This is a genomic window from Streptomyces mauvecolor, assembly GCF_039532965.1.
In the GTDB taxonomy this organism is placed as follows: domain Bacteria; phylum Actinomycetota; class Actinomycetes; order Streptomycetales; family Streptomycetaceae; genus Streptomyces; species Streptomyces violascens.
This window is the reverse complement of record NZ_BAAASQ010000007.1, coordinates 173,731-192,054: the sequence shown is the minus strand read 5'-3', so window position 1 is coordinate 192,054 and position 18,324 is coordinate 173,731. Positions and strand designations below refer to the sequence as shown.

The 18,324-nt window shown below is 71.7% G+C and carries 16 protein-coding genes; 10 read left to right on the top strand and 6 right to left on the bottom strand.

Annotation, left to right across the window (positions count from 1 at the left end; genetic code table 11):
- The first annotated feature begins 12 nt into the window (after positions 1–12).
- The 5 genes from rpsA to ABD346_RS07670 all read left to right on the top strand — a co-directional run bounded on the left by rpsA (position 13) and on the right by ABD346_RS07670 (position 4,301).
- On the top strand, positions 13–1,512 hold the full coding sequence (rpsA, locus tag ABD346_RS07690) for a 30S ribosomal protein S1 (protein ID WP_053729297.1): 1,500 nt from the start codon (positions 13–15) through the stop codon (positions 1,510–1,512).
- 183 nt (positions 1,513–1,695) lie between these two features.
- Positions 1,696–2,634: a PAC2 family protein gene (locus tag ABD346_RS07685; protein ID WP_344373283.1), complete on the top strand. Its 939-nt coding sequence runs from the start codon at positions 1,696–1,698 to the stop codon at positions 2,632–2,634.
- A gap of 23 nt (positions 2,635–2,657) precedes the next feature.
- On the top strand, positions 2,658–3,257 hold the full coding sequence (gene coaE / locus ABD346_RS07680) for a dephospho-CoA kinase (RefSeq protein ID WP_344373281.1): 600 nt from the start codon (positions 2,658–2,660) through the stop codon (positions 3,255–3,257).
- Between the two features lie 188 nt (positions 3,258–3,445).
- Complete coding sequence (locus ABD346_RS07675) at positions 3,446–3,832, top strand: DUF3592 domain-containing protein (RefSeq protein WP_344373279.1); 387 nt, start codon at positions 3,446–3,448, stop codon at positions 3,830–3,832.
- A 97-nt stretch (positions 3,833–3,929) separates the two neighbouring features.
- A complete protein-coding gene (locus ABD346_RS07670) occupies positions 3,930–4,301 on the top strand; it encodes a tetratricopeptide repeat protein (protein WP_344373277.1) in 372 nt (123 codons plus the stop codon).
- Between the two features lie 23 nt (positions 4,302–4,324).
- Here ABD346_RS07670 and ABD346_RS07665 read toward each other — a convergent pair whose 3' ends face one another.
- Positions 4,325–4,594, bottom strand: coding sequence for a DUF6343 family protein (locus ABD346_RS07665; RefSeq protein WP_189961221.1), 270 nt, complete (start codon positions 4,592–4,594; stop codon positions 4,325–4,327).
- A 165-nt stretch (positions 4,595–4,759) separates the two neighbouring features.
- Here ABD346_RS07665 and ABD346_RS07660 point away from each other — a divergent pair, with 165 nt between their 5' ends.
- Positions 4,760–5,656 carry an acyltransferase domain-containing protein gene (locus tag ABD346_RS07660; RefSeq protein WP_344373275.1) on the top strand — a complete coding sequence of 299 codons (897 nt, stop codon included), beginning with the start codon at positions 4,760–4,762 and terminating at the stop codon, positions 5,654–5,656.
- Positions 5,657–5,741: 85 nt separating this feature from the next.
- Here ABD346_RS07660 and ABD346_RS07655 read toward each other — a convergent pair whose 3' ends face one another.
- On the bottom strand, positions 5,742–6,113 hold the full coding sequence (locus ABD346_RS07655; protein ID WP_344373273.1) for a hypothetical protein: 372 nt from the start codon (positions 6,111–6,113) through the stop codon (positions 5,742–5,744).
- 312 nt (positions 6,114–6,425) lie between these two features.
- Here ABD346_RS07655 and ABD346_RS07650 point away from each other — a divergent pair, with 312 nt between their 5' ends.
- From ABD346_RS07650 to ABD346_RS07640, 3 genes are all read left to right on the top strand, one after another.
- Positions 6,426–7,880: a carboxylesterase/lipase family protein gene (locus ABD346_RS07650; protein WP_344373271.1), complete on the top strand. Its 1,455-nt coding sequence runs from the start codon at positions 6,426–6,428 to the stop codon at positions 7,878–7,880.
- Positions 7,881–7,980: 100 nt separating this feature from the next.
- On the top strand, positions 7,981–10,974 hold the full coding sequence (locus ABD346_RS07645) for an SNF2-related protein (RefSeq protein ID WP_344373269.1): 2,994 nt from the start codon (positions 7,981–7,983) through the stop codon (positions 10,972–10,974).
- Positions 10,971–12,215 (top strand): SWIM zinc finger family protein, encoded by a 1,245-nt coding sequence (locus ABD346_RS07640; protein ID WP_344373267.1) that lies wholly within the window; start codon positions 10,971–10,973, stop codon positions 12,213–12,215. The genes ABD346_RS07645 and ABD346_RS07640 overlap by 4 nt, the downstream gene beginning before the upstream one ends.
- 21 nt (positions 12,216–12,236) lie before the next feature.
- On the opposite strand, the gene ABD346_RS07635 is transcribed toward ABD346_RS07640, so the two are convergent.
- The 4 genes from ABD346_RS07635 to ABD346_RS07620 all read right to left on the bottom strand — a co-directional run bounded on the left by ABD346_RS07635 (position 12,237) and on the right by ABD346_RS07620 (position 17,450).
- Positions 12,237–14,336 carry a TerD family protein gene (locus ABD346_RS07635; protein WP_344373334.1) on the bottom strand — a complete coding sequence of 700 codons (2,100 nt, stop codon included), beginning with the start codon at positions 14,334–14,336 and terminating at the stop codon, positions 12,237–12,239.
- A gap of 196 nt (positions 14,337–14,532) precedes the next feature.
- Positions 14,533–15,078: an HAD domain-containing protein gene (locus tag ABD346_RS07630; protein WP_344373265.1), complete on the bottom strand. Its 546-nt coding sequence runs from the start codon at positions 15,076–15,078 to the stop codon at positions 14,533–14,535.
- Between the two features lie 189 nt (positions 15,079–15,267).
- Positions 15,268–16,614, bottom strand: coding sequence for an MFS transporter (locus ABD346_RS07625; RefSeq protein ID WP_344373263.1), 1,347 nt, complete (start codon positions 16,612–16,614; stop codon positions 15,268–15,270).
- 140 nt (positions 16,615–16,754) lie between these two features.
- Positions 16,755–17,450 (bottom strand): DUF2293 domain-containing protein, encoded by a 696-nt coding sequence (locus ABD346_RS07620; RefSeq protein WP_344373333.1) that lies wholly within the window; start codon positions 17,448–17,450, stop codon positions 16,755–16,757.
- A gap of 222 nt (positions 17,451–17,672) precedes the next feature.
- Here ABD346_RS07620 and ABD346_RS07615 point away from each other — a divergent pair, with 222 nt between their 5' ends.
- Positions 17,673–18,317 (top strand): nucleoside/nucleotide kinase family protein, encoded by a 645-nt coding sequence (locus tag ABD346_RS07615; protein WP_344373262.1) that lies wholly within the window; start codon positions 17,673–17,675, stop codon positions 18,315–18,317.
- The last annotated feature ends 7 nt before the right edge of the window (positions 18,318–18,324 follow it).

Here is an 18,324-nt window from a genome sequence, read left to right as displayed (position 1 = left end):
GCCCTTTCCCACATGACGAGCAGCACCGAGACCACCTCTACCACCCCGCAGGTAGCGGTCAACGACATCGGTAACGAGGAAGCCTTCCTCGCCGCGATCGACGAGACGATCAAGTACTTCAACGACGGCGACATCGTCGACGGCGTCATCGTGAAGGTCGACCGGGACGAGGTCCTGCTCGACATCGGTTACAAGACCGAAGGCGTGATCCCGAGCCGTGAGCTCTCGATCAAGCACGACGTCGACCCGAACGAGGTCGTCAAGGTCGGCGACGAGATCGAGGCCCTGGTTCTCCAGAAGGAGGACAAGGAAGGCCGCCTGATCCTGTCCAAGAAGCGCGCTCAGTACGAGCGTGCCTGGGGCACGATCGAGAAGATCAAGGAAGAAGACGGCATCGTCACCGGTACCGTCATCGAGGTCGTCAAGGGTGGTCTCATCCTCGACATCGGCCTCCGTGGCTTCCTGCCGGCCTCTCTCGTCGAGATGCGTCGTGTCCGCGACCTCCAGCCCTACGTGGGCAAGGAGCTCGAGGCGAAGATCATCGAGCTGGACAAGAACCGCAACAACGTGGTCCTGTCCCGCCGCGCCTGGCTCGAGCAGACCCAGTCCGAGGTTCGCCAGACGTTCCTCACCACCCTGCAGAAGGGTCAGGTCCGCTCCGGCGTCGTCTCCTCGATCGTCAACTTCGGTGCCTTCGTGGACCTGGGTGGCGTCGACGGTCTCGTCCACGTCTCCGAGCTGTCCTGGAAGCACATCGACCACCCGTCCGAGGTTGTCGAGGTCGGCCAGGAAGTCACCGTCGAGGTCCTCGACGTCGACATGGACCGCGAGCGTGTCTCCCTGTCGCTGAAGGCGACGCAGGAAGACCCGTGGCAGCAGTTCGCCCGTACGCACCAGATCGGGCAGGTCGTCCCCGGTAAGGTCACCAAGCTCGTTCCGTTCGGTGCGTTCGTGCGCGTCGACGAGGGCATCGAGGGCCTGGTCCACATCTCCGAGCTGGCCGAGCGCCACGTGGAGATCCCGGAGCAGGTCGTCCAGGTCAACGACGAGATCTTCGTCAAGGTCATCGACATCGACCTCGAGCGTCGCCGGATCTCGCTGTCCCTGAAGCAGGCCAACGAGTCCTTCGGTGCCGACCCGGCGTCGGTCGAGTTCGACCCGACCCTGTACGGCATGGCCGCGTCCTACGACGACCAGGGCAACTACATCTACCCCGAGGGCTTCGACCCCGAGACCAACGACTGGCTCGAGGGCTACGAGACCCAGCGCGAGGCTTGGGAGGGTCAGTACGCCGAGGCGCAGTCGCGCTTCGAGCAGCACCAGGCCCAGGTCATCAAGTCCCGCGAGGCCGACGAGGCCGCCGCTGCCGAGGGTGCTGCCGCCCCGGCCGGTGCCCCGGCGGGCGTCTCCGGCGGTTCGTACTCCTCGGAGTCGGACGACAACTCCGGCGCCCTGGCGTCGGACGAGGCGCTGGCTGCCCTGCGCGAGAAGCTGGCGGGCGGCCAGAGCTGACGCTCTGACCCCAGCTGGTAGATAGCTGAAAGTAAGGCCCGCTCCCTATTGGGAGCGGGCCTTACTTCATGTTCCGGGTCAACTCGGGCTGCCCCGAGCCGGTTTGGGTGAAAGCAGCGGGGACGGGAATGCCCGCGTCCTGGCGGTCGTTCTTCCTGATGAACACGAGGAGGAGCGGTAATCGTGCTTGATCCGCAGGGTTTGTACGAATGGGAGCCGAAGGGCCTCGCCGTCGTCGACATGGCGCTCGCGCAGGAGTCGGCCGGCCTGGTCATGCTGTACCACTTCGACGGCTACATCGACGCGGGTGAGACCGGCGAGCAGATCGTCGAGAAGCTGCTCGACACGCTGCCCCACCAGGTGGTGGCCCGCTTCGACCACGACCGGCTGGTGGACTACCGCGCCCGCCGCCCGCTGCTGACGTTCCGGCGGGACCGCTGGACGGACTTCGAGGTGCCCGCGCTTGAGGTCCGCCTGGTGCAGGACGCCACGGGCGCGCCGTTCCTGCTGATGTCCGGCCCCGAGCCGGACGTCGAGTGGGAGCGCTTCGCGCTCGCCGTGCGGCAGATCGTCGAGCGCCTCGGCGTGAGTCTCTCCGTCAACTTCCACGGCATCCCCATGGGCGTGCCGCACACCCGCCCCGTCGGCCTCACGCCGCACGGCAACCGTACGGACCTGATGCCCGGCCACCGGTCGCCGTTCGACGAGGCGCAGGTGCCCGGCAGCGCCGAGTCGCTGATCGAGTACCGCCTGATGGAGTCCGGCCACGACGTCCTGGGTGTCGCCGCGCACGTCCCGCACTATGTGGCGCGCTCGGCCTACCCGGACGCGGCGCTGACCGCTCTGGAGGCCGTCACGGCGGCAACGGGCCTGGTCCTGCCGAGCGTTGCGCACGGCCTGCGTACCGAGGCGCAGCGCACCCAGACCGAGATCGAGCGGCAGATCGGCGAGGGCGACGAGGAACTGGTCAGCCTCGTCCAGGGCCTTGAGCACCAGTACGACGCGGTGGCGGGCGCCGAATCCCGCGGCAACCTGGTCGCCGAACCGGCCGACCTCCCTTCGGCGGAGGAACTGGGCCGCGAGTTCGAACGCTTTCTCGCCGAGCGGGAAGGCGACGCATAGAACGGGCGCCTAAGCTTCCGCTCATGCTGAAGGTGGGCCTGACCGGCGGTATCGGCGCCGGCAAGAGCGAAGTGTCACGGCTGCTCGTCTCCTACGGAGCCGTACTGATCGACGCGGACAGGATCGCGCGGGAGGTCGTCGAGCCCGGAACGCCGGGCCTGGCGGCGGTGGTCGAGGCATTCGGCCCCGGCATCCTGTCCGCGGACGGCACCCTCGACCGCCCCCGGCTGGGCGGCATCGTCTTCTCCGACCCCGAGAAGCTCGCGACCCTGAACAAGATCGTCCACCCGCTGGTCGGCGCGCGCTCCGCCGAGCTGGAGTCGACGGCGGGCCCCGACTCGGTCGTCATCCACGACGTAGCCCTCCTCACGGAGAACGGCCTCGCCGCGCTGTACGACCTCGTGGTCGTCGTCGACGCGGCCCCCGAGACCCAGCTGGACCGGCTGGTGCGGCTGCGCGGCATGACGGCCGAGGAGGCCCGCGCGCGCATGGCCGCGCAGGCCGACCGCGCACAGCGCCTCGCCGTCGCCGACCTCGTCATCGACAACGACGGCCCCCTGGAGTCGCTGGAGCCGCAGGTCCGCAAGGTGTGGGAGGAACTGGTGGCGCGAGCTGCTGCCTGAGGGCGGCGGCAGTGCGCGGCCGTCAAGAGCGCCTCGCGGGAGCGCGGCCCGCGCCCCGGGCGCACCGGGGGCGGGTCATCGCCCCGCCGATGAACCGGCGCGTATCCGAACCGTACGGATTCCCTCATCATGCTGGGTTTCCACGGCTTGGCCCGCGGCATATGGCCCGGGCGGATTACGATCCGACTGTGCTCTTCGTACTGGCGGGTTTCACGGTGCTCGGCGGCCTGGTGGCGCTGCTCGCCGGGGCGTACGGGCTGCGGGAGACCCGGCGCGTCGAGCGGGCTGGCGCGGTCGCGTGGGCGCTGGTGAAGCCCGCGCCGCAGGGCTCGGCGCGGCCCCTCCTGCAGTTCGAGACGGCCGACGGCCATGTCCTCGAACTTCCCTCGCCGGCCCCGCCGAGCCGCCGCGAGCCGCTCCCGCCGGGCGCCAGTGTCCGGGTGTCCTACGACCCGGAGGACCCGCGCACCATCGTGCTGCTCGGCCGCGAACGCACCGCCCTGGACCGGGCGTTCATGGCGGCGGGGGCGGCAATCGTGCTGCTGGGGCTGACCCTGGCGGCAGCCTCGCTCTGAAGCGTGCGGCCCCCGGGCGTGAGCGCGCTCGAATGCGTACGGAATACCGGAGCTGGGCATGGCGTTGACAACGCGCAGCGAGGGAAAGGACAGGCACGTGGCCGAGAGCAACCCCGAGACGCACGTGATCGACTTCCGCGCGGCCGAGCACCTGCTGGCCGCCCGGGACCCGCGTGGCGCCGTCAAACTCCTCGACTCGGTCATCGCCGCCCACCCCGAGAACACGGCGGCCCGCCTGCTGCGGGCCCGAGCGTTCTTCGCCGCGGCTCAACTGCGTTCCGCGGAGCTGGAGTTCCAGCTGGTCCTGGAGCGCGAGCCGGACAATGCCTTCGCCCACTTCGCCCTGGCCCGCACCTTTGAGCGCCAGGCCCGCCCCGACCAGGCCAAGCGCCACTTCCGGCTGGCCGCGGCGCTGGATCCGAAGCCGGAGTACCTGGCGTCGGCGCGGTTCGAGGACGAGGCGGAGTAGCGCAGCGGGATCAGGCCGGGGGCTCACGGCCAGCGGGTGCGCGGCGGCTCGTACGGAGGGATGTCGCGGCCCGGCTGGTAGTGCGGGCCCTGCCGGATATGGCGGATGATCATGAACAGGTCGACGATGATCACCGCCGCCAGGGCCGCACAGGCCGCCATCCAGCCCGGCCGCCCCTCCAGGGCGAAGCCCACCGTGCCGCCGACGGCCCAGATCAGCCCCCAGATGCTCAGCCACAGCCGCATCCGCAGGGGGCTGCGGGCGGTGATCGGTTCGTTACCGGTGCGCAGCATGACGATCGCCTCTATAAGGAGGTGTACCCGCTGGCGCGCAGGTGAAAGCCGCGGGATGCGGAGGATCCGTACGGCACGTCACGGGCTGTGTCCGCGGGGACGCGGTGCGCGCCGCGTCCGCAAATGCGGCGGCGCGGGGGGAACGGGGTGGCTAGGGTGGCGCGCATGCTGCTCCTCGACGACCTCCCCGAGACGCTGCTCGACCTCGCCGTACCGCACGAGGACATCAACGAACTGACCTCGCTGGCCGCGCGGTTCACCGCCGAACCCGGGCTCGGCGAGCTCCTGGAGGAATCGGCGCGGGTCCTCGTCCAGGACATCGGAACCGTCGGCGTCCACCCCGAACTGCCCGCCCTGCCGGAGGGGTTGGGCGACCTCAAGCGCTGGTTCCCCGTGTACGTCGCGGTCGCCGCGCTGCCGCACATCAAGGCGTACCACCGGGAGCGGGGCATCCCCGAGGACATCGCCCGCCGTACGCTCGCCGACCTCGGGCGGCACATCGCGCTGCACCACAGGCGGCGCGGAAACGGCGGCCTCTCCGTGCCCGGCTGGCTGCGGCTGCACTTCCGCGGGGAGATCTACCAGCTGGGCCGGCTCCAGTTCCAGCGCTCACGGCTCGGGAACCGTACGGGCCGGGCCGTCCGGGAGGCGGGCATCGAGGCGGAGCCCGGCGGCCCCTGCCTGGACCTGCACATCCCCGACTACCGGGGCCCGTTGACGCCCGAGGCGTGTGCCGACTCCATCGCGCGGGCCAGGGAGTTCTTCGCGCGCCACTTTCCCGAGGAGCACTACCGGGTCGGCGTCTGCCACTCCTGGCTGCTCGACGAGCAGCTGCGCGACTACCTTCCCGAGAATTCCAACATTCTGCGCTTCCAAGGTTTGTTCCGTACCGCCTACAAAGACGACGAGCCGTCCGACCGCGAACCCGTCGGCTTCGTCTTCGGCAACCCGGACCTGCCCGTGGCGGACCTCCCGCAGCACACCACCGTGCAGCGCGCCGTCACCCGGCACCTCCTGGGCGGCGGCCACTGGTACCTGGGCCACGGCTGGTTCGAGCTGTAAAGCAGGCTCGGTCAAGACGGGCCCGGCCAAGACAAGCCCGCCAAAGGCAGGTGTCAGTCAAAGACAGACTCAGCCAAAGACAGACTCAGTGCACGAAGCTGTAGCTTCGCCAGGGCGCGGCCTTCGGGGCCACGTTGTTGGCGAGTCTGCTGCCGATGTACGTCGTGTCCTTGCCGGTGCAGTCGGGCGTCCGGTACATGACCATATCGACCAGCGTGTTGTTGTACAGGTCGGTCGTCCCCGACGGGGGGAGCTTGTGGCAGCCCCGCACCTTCGGGCTGGTCAGCATGACGGACGTCTCGGGGCCGATCGAGTAGGTGATCGTGCCGACCGACGTCCGCCCCAGGCTGGAGCAGGCCGTGGTGGCGAGGGTGAGCAGCACGGCTCCGGCGGCGAGCCGTGTCCGGCGACGGCGGTGCGACGTGCGGGCGGGGGACTGGGACGCGGGCACGGACATGAGCGGTCCTCGTCTGTACGGCATGGCTGCGGCTGTCAGTGCCGCCAGCCTCCCCCCTGCCCGCGCTTCCGGCATCCGGTGTGCGCCGCGGATAGCCCGCCCGGGCGAAGGGGCATCGACACCCCACACTTCGCCTGCGCCTTGTGTGGTGCGCACACATCATCCCGGTCAGCGCGCCGCCCGGCGTCTACGCGGCCGGTGGCCGGGTACGAGAGATTGCGGTGCCCGGAGCCGGGCATGGATTCCCTGCCGAACGTTCCGAGGAATGCGGCGCGGCACCGCTCGAACCCTGTCGGAAGGCGCACGAACCTGATGGAACCGATCCGTACGACCCACCAGGGCGCGGTGCGAGGCCGGCTCGTCTCCGACGACGTGGCCGCCTTCCTCGGCATCCCGTTCGCCGCGCCCCCCTTCGGGGAGGCACGCTTTCGCGCACCGGGACCGGCCGCACCCTGGGACGGCGTACGCGAAGCGCTCACCTATGGAGCGAGCGTTCCCCGAGCCCCCTACGCGCCGCCCTTCGACGCCCTCATCCCGGACGACGGGCCCCAGGGCGAGGACTGCCTCAACCTCAACATCTGGACGCCGCACCCGGCCTCCGGCGGCGGCCTCCCGGTGATGGTGTGGATCCATGGCGGAGCCTTCGCCAACGGCTCCGGATCCACCTCCGCGTACGACGGCAGCGCCTTCGCCCGCGACGGCGTGGTGTACGTGAGCATCAACTACCGGCTCGGAGCCGACGGCTTCCTTCGGCTGCCCGACCGGCCGGACAACCGCGGGCTGCTCGACCAGATCGCCGCTCTCGAATGGGTCCGCGACAACATAGAGGCCTTCGGCGGCGACCCCGGCCAGGTGACCGTGTTCGGTGAGTCGGCGGGCGCAATGAGCATCGGCGCCCTGCTCTCGATGCCCCGCGCGCGGGGCCTGTTCCGGCGCGCGATCCTGCAGAGCGGCGCCGCCCACCACTTCCTGCGGCCCGCCTCGGCCGAACTGATCACGGCCAGGCTCGCCGAGAAGCTCGGTATCGAAGCGAGGGCCGAGGAGTTCGCCGCCGTCCCCCTCGACACGCTGCTGCCCGCGCAGGCCGAGCTGCGGGGCGAGATCGGGGCCCGCCCGGACCCGGCGCTGTGGGGCGAGGCGGCGCTCAACATGATGCCGTTCGAGCCCGTCCTGGACGAGCTGCCGCTGCCCGCTGCGGACTGCGGGGTGGAGCTCCTGGCCGGCAGCAACCGCGAGGAGTACCGCCTCTTCCTGGTGCCGACCGAGCGCCTCGACGTATTGCCGCACGCCAAGCTGCGGACCGTGACGGCGGCCTACGGCCTCGACCCGGACAAGGCGCTGCCCGTGTACGCGGAGCGCCGCCCGGACGCCGTGCCCGGCGAGCTGTTCGACGCGGTCACCACCGACTGGTTCTACCGGATCCCGGCGTTGCGGGTAGCCGAGGCGGTCCCCGGCTCGTACGTGTACGAATTCGCCCGGCGCTCCCCGGCCCTCGGCGGCCGGCTCGGCGCCTGCCACGCCTCCGAACTCGGCTACGTCTTCGACCGGCTCGACGACCCGGCCTATGCCCCGCTCCTCGGCGAGAAGCCCCCGCAGGCCCTCGCGGACGCGATGCACGGCGCCTGGGTGGCCTTCGCGAAGACGGGCGACCCGGGCTGGGCGCCGTACGACCGCGAGACCCGGACGGCGATGGTCTTCGACACCGCATCCGGCGTCGAGTCCGATCTTCGCGGCGAGGAACGTGCCTTGTGGGAGGGGGTGCGCTGAGGCCGTGGGGCTCATTGTCAGACCTCGCCCGTAAGGTCGTAGATCAGTCGCGGACCACGCGACGCATCATGACCGTGCGGACGGAGGGAGGTGACCGGCGATGAACCGGCCGACACCGATGCAGAGCCCCGAGCGGGAGCCGGTGGCCTCGTGGCTGCCCGCCCCCGCCTGGCGTGACCAGCGCGGGCACGCCCACCCGTCGGCGGAGCCCGCGTGGCCGCACGAGGCCGCGAGGGAGCCCGCGCCCTCCCCGTGGCCCGCGGTGTCGGCGGCCGCCGTGTTCCTGCCCGCCGGGCTGCCGCGCGACGGGAAGGTCGCCTTCTGGGACCCCGACCAGGGGCCGGTGCCCCAGGGGCCGCCCGGGGCGGAGGTGACCGAGCTGACCGTGGTGCGCCGCCACGGCGGGGGAGCCCGCAGCCGCAAGGTCGCAGCCCTCCTCGTGCCCGTCGCCGAAGCCCTTCCGATGCTGGTCAGGGCCCGCCGTCATCCCGCCGCACACCCGGCGGCGGCCTGCTGGGGCGCCGCCGCGCTGCACGCCCTGCACCTCGTCGCGCGCGGCAGGCTGCTGCCCGGGCTCACCTCCACCCACCACGACGCCTGGCGGGCCGGACCGCTGGACGCCGACGACATCGCCCAGCTGCGCGCCATCGCCGCCGCCATGCCGTACGAGGCGTACGGCGTACCCGTGCCCGGCCGGGGCGCCCTCCGGCTGCCCGAGCCGGAAGCCCTGGTGCGCGCCTTCCTGGACGCGGTCGCGGACACCCTGCCGCGCACCCCGGCCGCCGCCCACGCGGCGGGCGCGCCCTTCGCCGCGGCCGCCGCCCAGCACCTGCCCGCCGCCCGCGCCTGGGCCGCGGAGGCGGCCGCAGGGATGGACGCGGGCGTACGGGTCTCGCTGCGCCTGGACCTGTCCGGGTACGAGCTGTTCGACACGGCGTCCGAAGAGGAGGGCGAGGTCCGGCGCGCGGGCTCGGCGATCGTCCAGGTGCACAGCCTCGCCGACCCGACCCTGGTCGTCGACGCCGCCCGCCTCTGGTCGGACGACGAGGGCGAGAGCGGGACCAGGACTTCAACGGGCAGCGCGCGAAACGGAATTGACGCCTTCGGGCCGCGTGCCCGGATCGACGCGCTGCTCGCGCTGCGCCGCGCGGCCCGCGTCTGGCCGCCGCTCGGGCTGCTCCTGGAGCGCAGTGTTCCGGACGTCCTTCCGCTCACCGAGACCGAGCTGTACGAGCTGCTCGGCGAGGCCTCGGCTCGCCTCGCCGCGGCGGGCATCGCCGTCCACTGGCCGCGCGAACTGGCCCGTACGCTCAGCGCCACCGCCGTCGTACGGCCGGCGCCCGGCTCGGCGACCGACGGCACGTCCTTCTTCGACGCCGAGGAACTCCTCGCCTTCAACTGGCAGTTGGCGCTCGGCGGCGAACCGCTCAGCAACGACGAGATGGACGTCCTCGCCGAGTCCCACCGTCCGATCGTGCGGCTGCGCGACCAGTGGGTGGTGGCCGACCCCGAGCTCGTCCGCAAGGCCAGAAAGCGCGACCTGGGGCTGCTCGACCCGGTGGACGCGCTGTCCGTCGCGCTCACCGGCAGCGCCGAGGTCGACGGCGAGACGGTCGAGGCCGTCCCGGCCGGCGCGCTCGCCGTGCTCCGCGACCGGCTCCTGGAGGGGCCGGCCACGGTGGAACAGCCGCCGGGCCTGGACGCCACCCTGCGCGACTACCAGCTGCGGGGCCTGGCCTGGCTGGATCTGATGACGTCGATGGGCCTCGGCGGCTGCCTCGCCGACGACATGGGCCTCGGCAAGACCATCACCGTCATCGCCCTGCACCTGCGCCGCGCCCGCACCGAGCCCACCCTCGTCGTCTGCCCGGCATCGCTGCTCGGCAACTGGCAGCGCGAGATCGCCCGGTTCGCACCCGGCGTCCCGGTGCGCCGCTTCCACGGCAGCAGCCGCAGCCTCCAGGGCAGCGAGGGCGGCTTCGTCCTCACCACGTACGGCACCATGCGCGGCAGCGCACCCCAACTGGCCGGTCACGCCTGGAACATGGTGGTCGCCGACGAGGCGCAGCACGTCAAGAACCCGTTCTCGGCGACCGCCAAGGCGCTGCGCACCATCCCGGCCCCGGCCAGGATCGCGCTCACCGGCACCCCCGTCGAGAACAACCTGTCCGAGCTGTGGGCGCTGCTCGACTGGACGACGCCGGGGCTGCTCGGCCCCCTCAAGGCGTTCCGGGCCCGGCACGCCCGGCTGGTGGAGAACGGCGAGGACGAGGACGCGGCGGGGCGCCTCTCCCGCCTGGTCCGCCCCTTCCTGCTGCGGAGGAAGAAGTCCGACCCGGGCATCGTGCCCGAACTGCCGCCCAAGACCGAGACCGACCATCCCGTGCCGCTGACCCGCGAACAGGCCGCCCTCTACGAGGCGGTGGTCCGCGAGGTGATGGCCGCCGTCGAGGCCTCCGAGGGCATCGCGCGGCGCGCCCAGATCATGAAGCTGCTCACCGCCCTGAAGCAGATCTGCAACCACCCCGCCCAGTACCTCAAGGAGGAGGCCCCGCGCCTGCCGTCCCGCTCGGGCAAGCTGGCGCTGCTCGACGAGCTGGTGGACACCATCCTCAGCGAGGACGGCTCGGTCCTCGTCTTCACCCAGTACGTCGCGATGGCCCGGCTGCTCTCCAGCCACCTCACCGCACGCGGCGTGCCCTCCCAACTGCTCCACGGAGGAACGCCGGTGGCCGAGCGGGACCGGCTGGTCGACGCCTTCCAGAGCGGCGAGGTCCCCGTGTTCATCCTCTCCCTCAAGGCGGCGGGCACCGGTCTCAACCTCACCCGCGCCGGCCATGTCATCCACTACGACCGCTGGTGGAACCCGGCGGTGGAGGAACAGGCCACCGACCGCGCCTACCGCATCGGCCAGACCCAGCCCGTCCAGGTCCACCGCCTGATCGCGGAGGGCACCGTGGAGGACCGCATCGCCGACATGCTGGAACAGAAACGCCGGCTGGCCGACGCCGTCCTCGGCTCCGGCGAGAGCGCCCTGACCGAACTCACCGACCGCGAACTGGCCGACCTGATCTCCCTGCGGAGGGCCCCATGACCCCCCGCCCGTCCATCGGCACCCCGCGTCACGACGACCGCCGTCGCAGCTACCCCGCGCTCGGCGCCCGCTCGGAGCGGACCGGCACCTGGTGGGGCGACGCCTGGGTGGAAGCCCTGGAGGAACTCGCCCTGGACTCCGCCCGGCTGGCGCGCGGCCGCGCCTACGCCGAAGCCGGAAACGTCGACGCGATCACCGTCACGCCGGGTCGCATCACCGCCTACGTACACGGCTCCCGCCCCCGTCCCTACCGGACGGAGCTGCGCCTGCGCACCCTGCCCGACCAGGCGTGGGAGGGCTTCCTCGACACCGCCGCCCAGGAGCCCGCCCACATCGCCGCGCTGCTCGACAAGGACCTGCCGCACGCGCTGGCCGACGAGGCGGCGCTGCTGCCCGGTCCGGGCGACCTGGTCCCCGACTGCTCCTGCCCCGACGACGGCTACCCCTGCAAGCACGCGGCGGCTCTCTGCTACCAGGCCGCCCGCCTCCTGGACGAGGACCCGTTCGTGCTGCTGCTGATGCGCGGGCGCGGCGAGCAGGAGGTGCTCGCCGCGCTCACCCGGCGCAACGCCGCCCGCATGGCCGTGGAGCGGGCGGCCCCGCTGCCCCAACTCCCCACCGTCCAGGCCCGGGTGGCCGTCCAGCCGCGTACGCTTGCGCCCCTGCCGCCGCCGTTCCCCATGCCGCCACGGCCGGGCCACCCGCCCGCCTTCCCCGAGATGCACGGCGGGCCCGACCCGCTGGCCCTCGACCTCCTCGCCACCGAGGCGGCCATCCGTGCCCACACCCTCCTGGCCACCGGAAAGGACCCGATCGCCCCCCTCTCCACCTGGCAGGACGCGGTCCGCCTCGCCGCCGCCCACCCCGGCTCCGGCCTCACCTCGGCCACCCGCGCCCTCTACACCTCCCTGACCCGGGCCACCGACCGCACCCCCACCGACCTGGCGCGCGCGGTGGCCGCCTGGCGGCAGGGCGGCATCGAGGCGCTCGCCGTCCTCGAATCCCCGTGGGACCCGCCGGCCGGCCCCTTCGACCGGGCCCGCCCGGCGCTGGGCGCCGCCGGATTCCCGGACTTCCGCCCCAGCCGCAACCGCCTCTCCACCCCCACCACCCAGCTCCGTTACGGTCGCGACGGGCTCTGGTACGGATACGAATCGGACCCGGGAAGGGAGGACTGGTGGCCGCGAGGCACCCCGGACGCGGATCCGGTAGGGGCGCTCACGGCCAGGCTCGGCGGCTGATACGAGGTCAACCGGGCGGCCTCAGGCCGATGCCTCGGTGGCCTTGGCGTGCTGCGCGGGGCGCGGCCGCTCCAACTGCGTGACCACGCCCGAGTGGAACAGGTCGACTGCCGCGTCGACACCGCGGATGAACCCGGTCTCGGCGTTGCCGCGCGTACTGCCCACGCTCTTGGAGAGCGTCAGCCGGAACCCGGTGATCCGCTCGGATCCCCTCGGCAGCAGGTCCCCGGGCTCGGGGCGCAGCCTCTCCAGGGTGCCGCGCGGGCCGACCGTCTCCCCGTCCAGGAGGGTCTGCACATGCAGGTCGGCCGGTGCCTCGCCGAGCTGCTTCATCAGCTTCTTCACCCAGGTGAGCGGATAGCCCTGTTCGGGCGCGGGAACTTCGATGGAGGTGCGCAGCCGCCCCATCCGCAGATCGGCCACGATCGCGAGAATGCCGGGCGCCCCCTCGACCCGGATCTCCGCGTGCAACTGCCCGTCCACACAGAGCCGGCCCGCCAGTTCCGCCCGCCGCGACTGAGGGTCGGTGCCGCGCTTGGCCCGCTGCACCGGCACCACCTTCGTGCCGAGCTCACCGCCGAGCCGCAGACAGACCTGGCGGATCAGCCGCTCCCAGCTCTCGACGACCTGCACCGTGCGCGGATCGCCGGGCGACAGGGTCTCCTCGTCGATCCCGTTGCGCACCGGGACCCATGCCGGGCCCATGTTCTGGAAGCCGTGGCAGCCGGAGTTCTCGTGCTGGAGATAGTGCAGAAGCTCCTGGAGGAGCCAGGCGTGCGCCTCGTTGCGTACGCCCTCGTGCCGGATGAGGAGCTGCGCCTGGTGGGTGAGCTCGGCCCAGGACAGATGCCACAGGGCGACCTTGTGCTTGCGCCGCCCGTCGGTCTTCACCTCGACCAGGGAACTTCCCTCCAGGGCAACATCGTTGGACAGGGTGATGACCGCTTCGTAGCCCCGGCGGGCGGCGATGTCCATGTAGTCCTGGATCTGCTCGCTCTTGAGGGCGTTGCCGTTGGTCTTGGTCTCGACGAGCGCCGTCCACAGCTTCCCCGCACGTTCCACCCGGATGACGCCGTCGGGCCTCCTGGGGGTGTCGCCGTTGGGGAGCGAGACCTCGGTGAACGTCTCCATCCGCCCGGCGGGCGCACCGAAGGCGGCGGTGAGCCGACGGCCGAATTCGGGAACCTGCGTCATCACGGCCAGGAGCACGGACGTTGCCCGCATTTCGCGTTCCCGGTCACTCTTCAGCGAGGAGGCGGGGAACAGCCGGGCGGTGCGCCACGCCTCGTTCTCCGCGAGCGAGACCTTGGGTGCCTTCGGCAGCGTGACCTTCTTCTTGGCCGTACGGAGCCGACGCGCGGGCACGGCGGCGGGAGCCTTGGCCGCGGCGGGCTCGGCGGAGCGCTGCACGGGCACTCCGGCGAGCGCGTCGGCACGTGGGGCGCGCTGTGCCTCAACAGGTGTGGCAGATACGGGAGTTCGGGCTCCCCTCTCGACGGCGGGAGCGGCGTTGCCTTCGCCTTCGCCCTCGCCCGAGGCGTTGAGGGGGCTCGGCTCGCCGGCCTGGTCGCCGTCACCGTCGTCGTCCTCGTCGATCTCGATGCCGTAGTCGGTGGCGAGTCCGGCCAGACCGGAGTCGTACCCCTGGCCGATGGCCCGGAACTTCCAGGCCTGTGCGCGCCGGTAGATCTCGCCGAAGACGAACGCGCTCTCCGCGCCGGCGTCCGCTATGGAGAAGCCGAGCAGCCCGTCGCCGGAGCCGTCCGTCAGGGCGAGCCGGATGTTCTCCAGCTCGCCGAAGTGTGCTCGCTGATGGCGGCTGGCCGCGATGATGATCCGGTCGACGTCACCGGGAAACGCCGTCAGATCGAGCCGGATTCTGTCCTCGCTGCCGTTCTCGGTCGGAGTCGGGCCGAGGAGTTGCACCGTGCCGTCGGCGGCGGCCGGGTTGTTGTAGAAGTAGAAATCCGCGTTGCCCCGCACCTTGCCGTTCGCGCCGAGCAGCAGTACGGAGACATCGGCGTCGCCTTCGCCGCTCGGGCTGCTCCAGCTCAGGCTGACGATGACCGAGCCGGCGTTCTCGCTCAGCGCCGCCAGGCTCGCGTTGGCACCCTTGACCATTTCGTGCATACGAGATCCCCCCACGGGATAGAGGGCTGCACGGGCAGGGCCGAACTGCCCTCTGTTCACGGAAAGTTCAGGCTCTCCCCAAGAGCGCGACATTCAGCCTACTCGGCATTGCACCTGTCACCTGGGGAAATGGGGGAAGTGGGGGAAGTCGTGGAAGAAACGGACGCACCGGGTCAGTGTGTGGGGTTCATGTGTTCGCCGCCGCCCACTGGGTCAGTTTTCTGAAGTCGGCCTCCCGCAGCCCCCGTCGCGGATGCACGCGCACCATCAGCGCGGGCGAGTCATGGTTGTCGCGCACATAGCTCTCGTCCAGATCGGTGATCATGTCGTCGACCCAGGCGAACGGGCGGCCCGCCGCCCACTTCAGCAGCGGTCTGGTCTTCCAGTACAGACCGTCCGGGTCGGTCGCGAAGAGTTCGGGCCAGGCGATGAACGGGAGGTCCGGCGGCAGGCCGACGGCGGGGGCGATCATTTCGTTCGCCTCGTTCATCCACGTGGTGGCCCAGGCCAGTTCGTACGGCAGGGAACGCAGCCGGGGGCCGTGGGCCGGGTTGAGGTAGACGCGCAGGCCGCGCCGGTGCCGTCGGGAACCCGGGGTCTGGCGCGAGAGCCAGCACGACGGGTGGAGCCGGTGGGTGCGGTAGCCGCGCAGTTGGGGGAGGTGGGCCCCGTACGGGTTGAGGGGGCCGTCCACGTCGAGGAGCAGCAGGGGGCGGTCCGGCGCAGTCGTCATGGGGGAGGGATACCCATGCGGACGGCCCAAGTGACGGATGGCGCCCGGCAGTTGCGGAGGTCAGGCCTCCGCCGGCGGAGCCGACGCGCTCGTCGGGGGGCCTTGGCCGCGCGACGTTGTCGCCGACTCCCCTCCGCCCGGGGCTCCGGCTGCCCGATGCGGTCGCCCGCTCCCACGTCCCCCGACGTCTCAGCCGCCCGACGTTGTCACCGACTCGCGCGTCTCCGGGGCCCACGCCAGCGACACCAGCATGCCGACGAGGAGGACGGCCGCCAGCCAGTACATCGAGCCGCTCAGACCGAGGTGCTCCAGGCTCACCGGCAGGATGAACGTGCCGACGGCCGAGGCGATACGGCTCGTGCCGTTGAGGAAGCCGACGCCGGTGGCGCGCAGATGCGTCGGATAGAGCTCGGCGGGATACACCTGGGTGAGGTTTGAAGCGCCGGCCATCACAAAGGTGTAGACGAGGAACGGCACCATGAGGGCGATCGTCGACGCATGGGCGAAGGCACCCATCAGGGCCAGCGCCGCCGTCATGATGCCGAACGTGACGATCGTCAAGGGGCGGCGGCCGGTCTTCTGGAGGAACCAGAGACCTATGATGCCGCCGCCGAGCAGGAAGAGGTTGAGCAGCAGGTTCTGCAGGTCGGGGTCGGGGACGTGCAGCGCGGCCAGGATGGTCGGCATGAAGGTGTAGATCGCGAAGTACGGCAGCACCTGCGCGCTGTAGAAGACCGTGCCGAACCAGGTGCGCCTGGCCTGGCCGGGAGAGAAGAGTTCCCGGTAGGCGGCGCTTGTGCTCGTGCCCCGCGCGGCCGGGGCGGCCTCGGCCGGGCCCAGCTCGGCCTTCAGGTACTTCCTGGCGATGTCCCGCGCCTCGGCCACTCGGCCCTGGCTGATCAGCCAGCTCGGCGACTCGGGCGTGCCGATGCGGAGCAGCAGCACCAGGAGGGCGGGCACCGCGCCGGACGCGAGCAGCAGGTAGGCGGCGTCCTGCGACTTGCCGAGGTAGGTGCCGAGGATGCCCGCGAGGACGTAGCCGACGGTCCACATCACGGTGAGGGAGCCGAGGAGTACGCCCCGGAGCCTGCGGGGTGCGAACTCCGACAGCATCGTCGGGCCCACCGCGTAGTCCGCGCCGAGCCCGAAGCCGATCAGCAGGCGCAGGGTGAAGAGCAGCGCCGGATCCCTGGCCCAGAGCTGGAGCGCGGAGGCGATGGTGATCAGGACGAAGTTGTAGATGTACAGCTTCTGGCGGCCGATGATGTCGCCGACCCGGCCGAGCACGATGCTGCCGAAGAAGAGGCCGATCAGCGCCGATGCGCCGAGCAGGCCCTGCCAGACGCCCGAGAGGTGCCGGGCGTCGGTGAGGGTGGCGAGGACGGCGCCGATCATGCCGAGCGCGTAGCCGTCGGAGAAGTTCGCCCCGAACGTCGTCGCCGTCACCCGCAGGTGGAACGGGCGCAGCGGGGCCTCGTCGAGCGACGGGGCGAGTGGCTCGGGTGTGGTGGATTCCACGGTGGCCGGCTTCGGCATCGGCTGCTACCTCGCCTTGTGCATGGGCCCGCCCGGAGTGGCGGGGGATGGACGGCTTGGGTCGAGCGCAGCCATCCTGCCCTGCCGGAGCACCGCAGGGGAATCGTTCTATGCGAAAGAACTGTGAGTGAATGGAATTCTTACGTAAGAGGAGGCTGGTCTTCCGCGACCCTGGAGGCTACCTCGTCCGACCCGTCCGCCGCCCATGAGGCCAGGACGGCGTCGATCGCGGCGGCGACCCGGGCCCGCGCCCGGTGGTGCGGCACCCGCGCCATGAGCAGCGCGTCGTACTCGGTGTCCAGATGGCGGACGGAGGCGCGCACGGCGGCCGTCACCGCGAACTCGTCCAGTGCCCGGCCCGCCGCGGAGCGGCCCACCCGCCCGCTGCCGCGCACCGAGGTGTGCTCGGCGATGTCGCGGGCCCGCTCGGCAGGGCAGTGCGGAAACAGGCGCAGGATCTCGGCGGTCAGCGCCGCTGTGAACCGCACGTCCTCGGCGGCCCGGCGCCGGGCGTCCCGGGCCCGCCGCCGGGCCCGGGCCTCCGCGTCGGCCAGGCACGCTGCCTCCGCCGCGGCGAGGGCGGGCTCCTCGACGAAGACACCCTGGCGCTCGTAGCGGCGACGGCGCCGGTTGAAGCGGACCACGACGGCGGAGAGCGAACTGCCCGCGCGGGCGCGACGGGTGAGCGCGGTGTCGCCGCGCGGCAGGAAGACCAGATGCCCCATATCCGCGCAGTCCAGACAGAGCGGGGCGCCGGACTCCAGGACGATGTGCCGGAGCGGGGCGCGGTCGCAGTCGGCGCAGCGATGGTGGCGCCGGGGTTGTATGACGAGAATGCGGCGGCCCTCCTTGCCATGGCCCCAAGTCCCTGGGTGCGTCCCTCCCCCTTCTCTGATTCCCCTCTCAACAGCCGGTGGAACAGGGGGGATTGGAAGGGGTTCCTTCCCGAAAAGCAGCTGACGGACTTCCGTACTTCGGTGCGCCGGAGGCAGGTAGGGCCTCCGGGCCCGCTCCTTTTGCCGGAACCCACACACTCCGGCACCCCGCATGATGGGGGCGTGCGATTCGAAGCGATCACCTGGGAACGGCTGACCGACGCCCTCGCCGAGCGGGCCATGGGCCTGAAGGCGGCCGACGGCGGTCCCTGGCTGCGCATCGGCATCGACGGCGCCCCGGCGGCCCGCCCCGAAGAACTGGGCCGGCGCATCGCGGAAACGCTTCGGCTGCGTGGCAGGTCCGTCCTCGCCGTCTCCACCGAGGGCTTCCTGCGGCCCGCGTCGCTGCGCTACGAATTCGGCCGCGAGGACCCGGACACGTACTACGACGGCTGGTTCGACACGGGCGCCCTGTGGCGCGAGGTGTTCGGGCCGCTGGAGCCGGGCGGCACCGGCCGCGTGCTGCCCGACCTGTGGGACCCGGCGACCGACCGGGCCACCCGGAGCCCCTACCGACTCCTCCCGGAGTCAGGCGTGCTGGTGCTGTACGGTCCCATGCTGCTGGGCCGATGGTTCCCCTTCGACCTCACTGTGCACCTGCGTCTGTCGGCGCCCGCCCTGCGCCGCCGGACCGAAGAGGGCGCCCGCTGGACGCTCCCCGCGTTCGAGCGGTATGAGAGCGAGGTGGGACCGGGCGAGGCGGCCGATGTGGTGGTGCGGGTGGACGATTTCCGGCACCCGGCTTGGGGGACGACGGCCGGCGGATGACGGACTC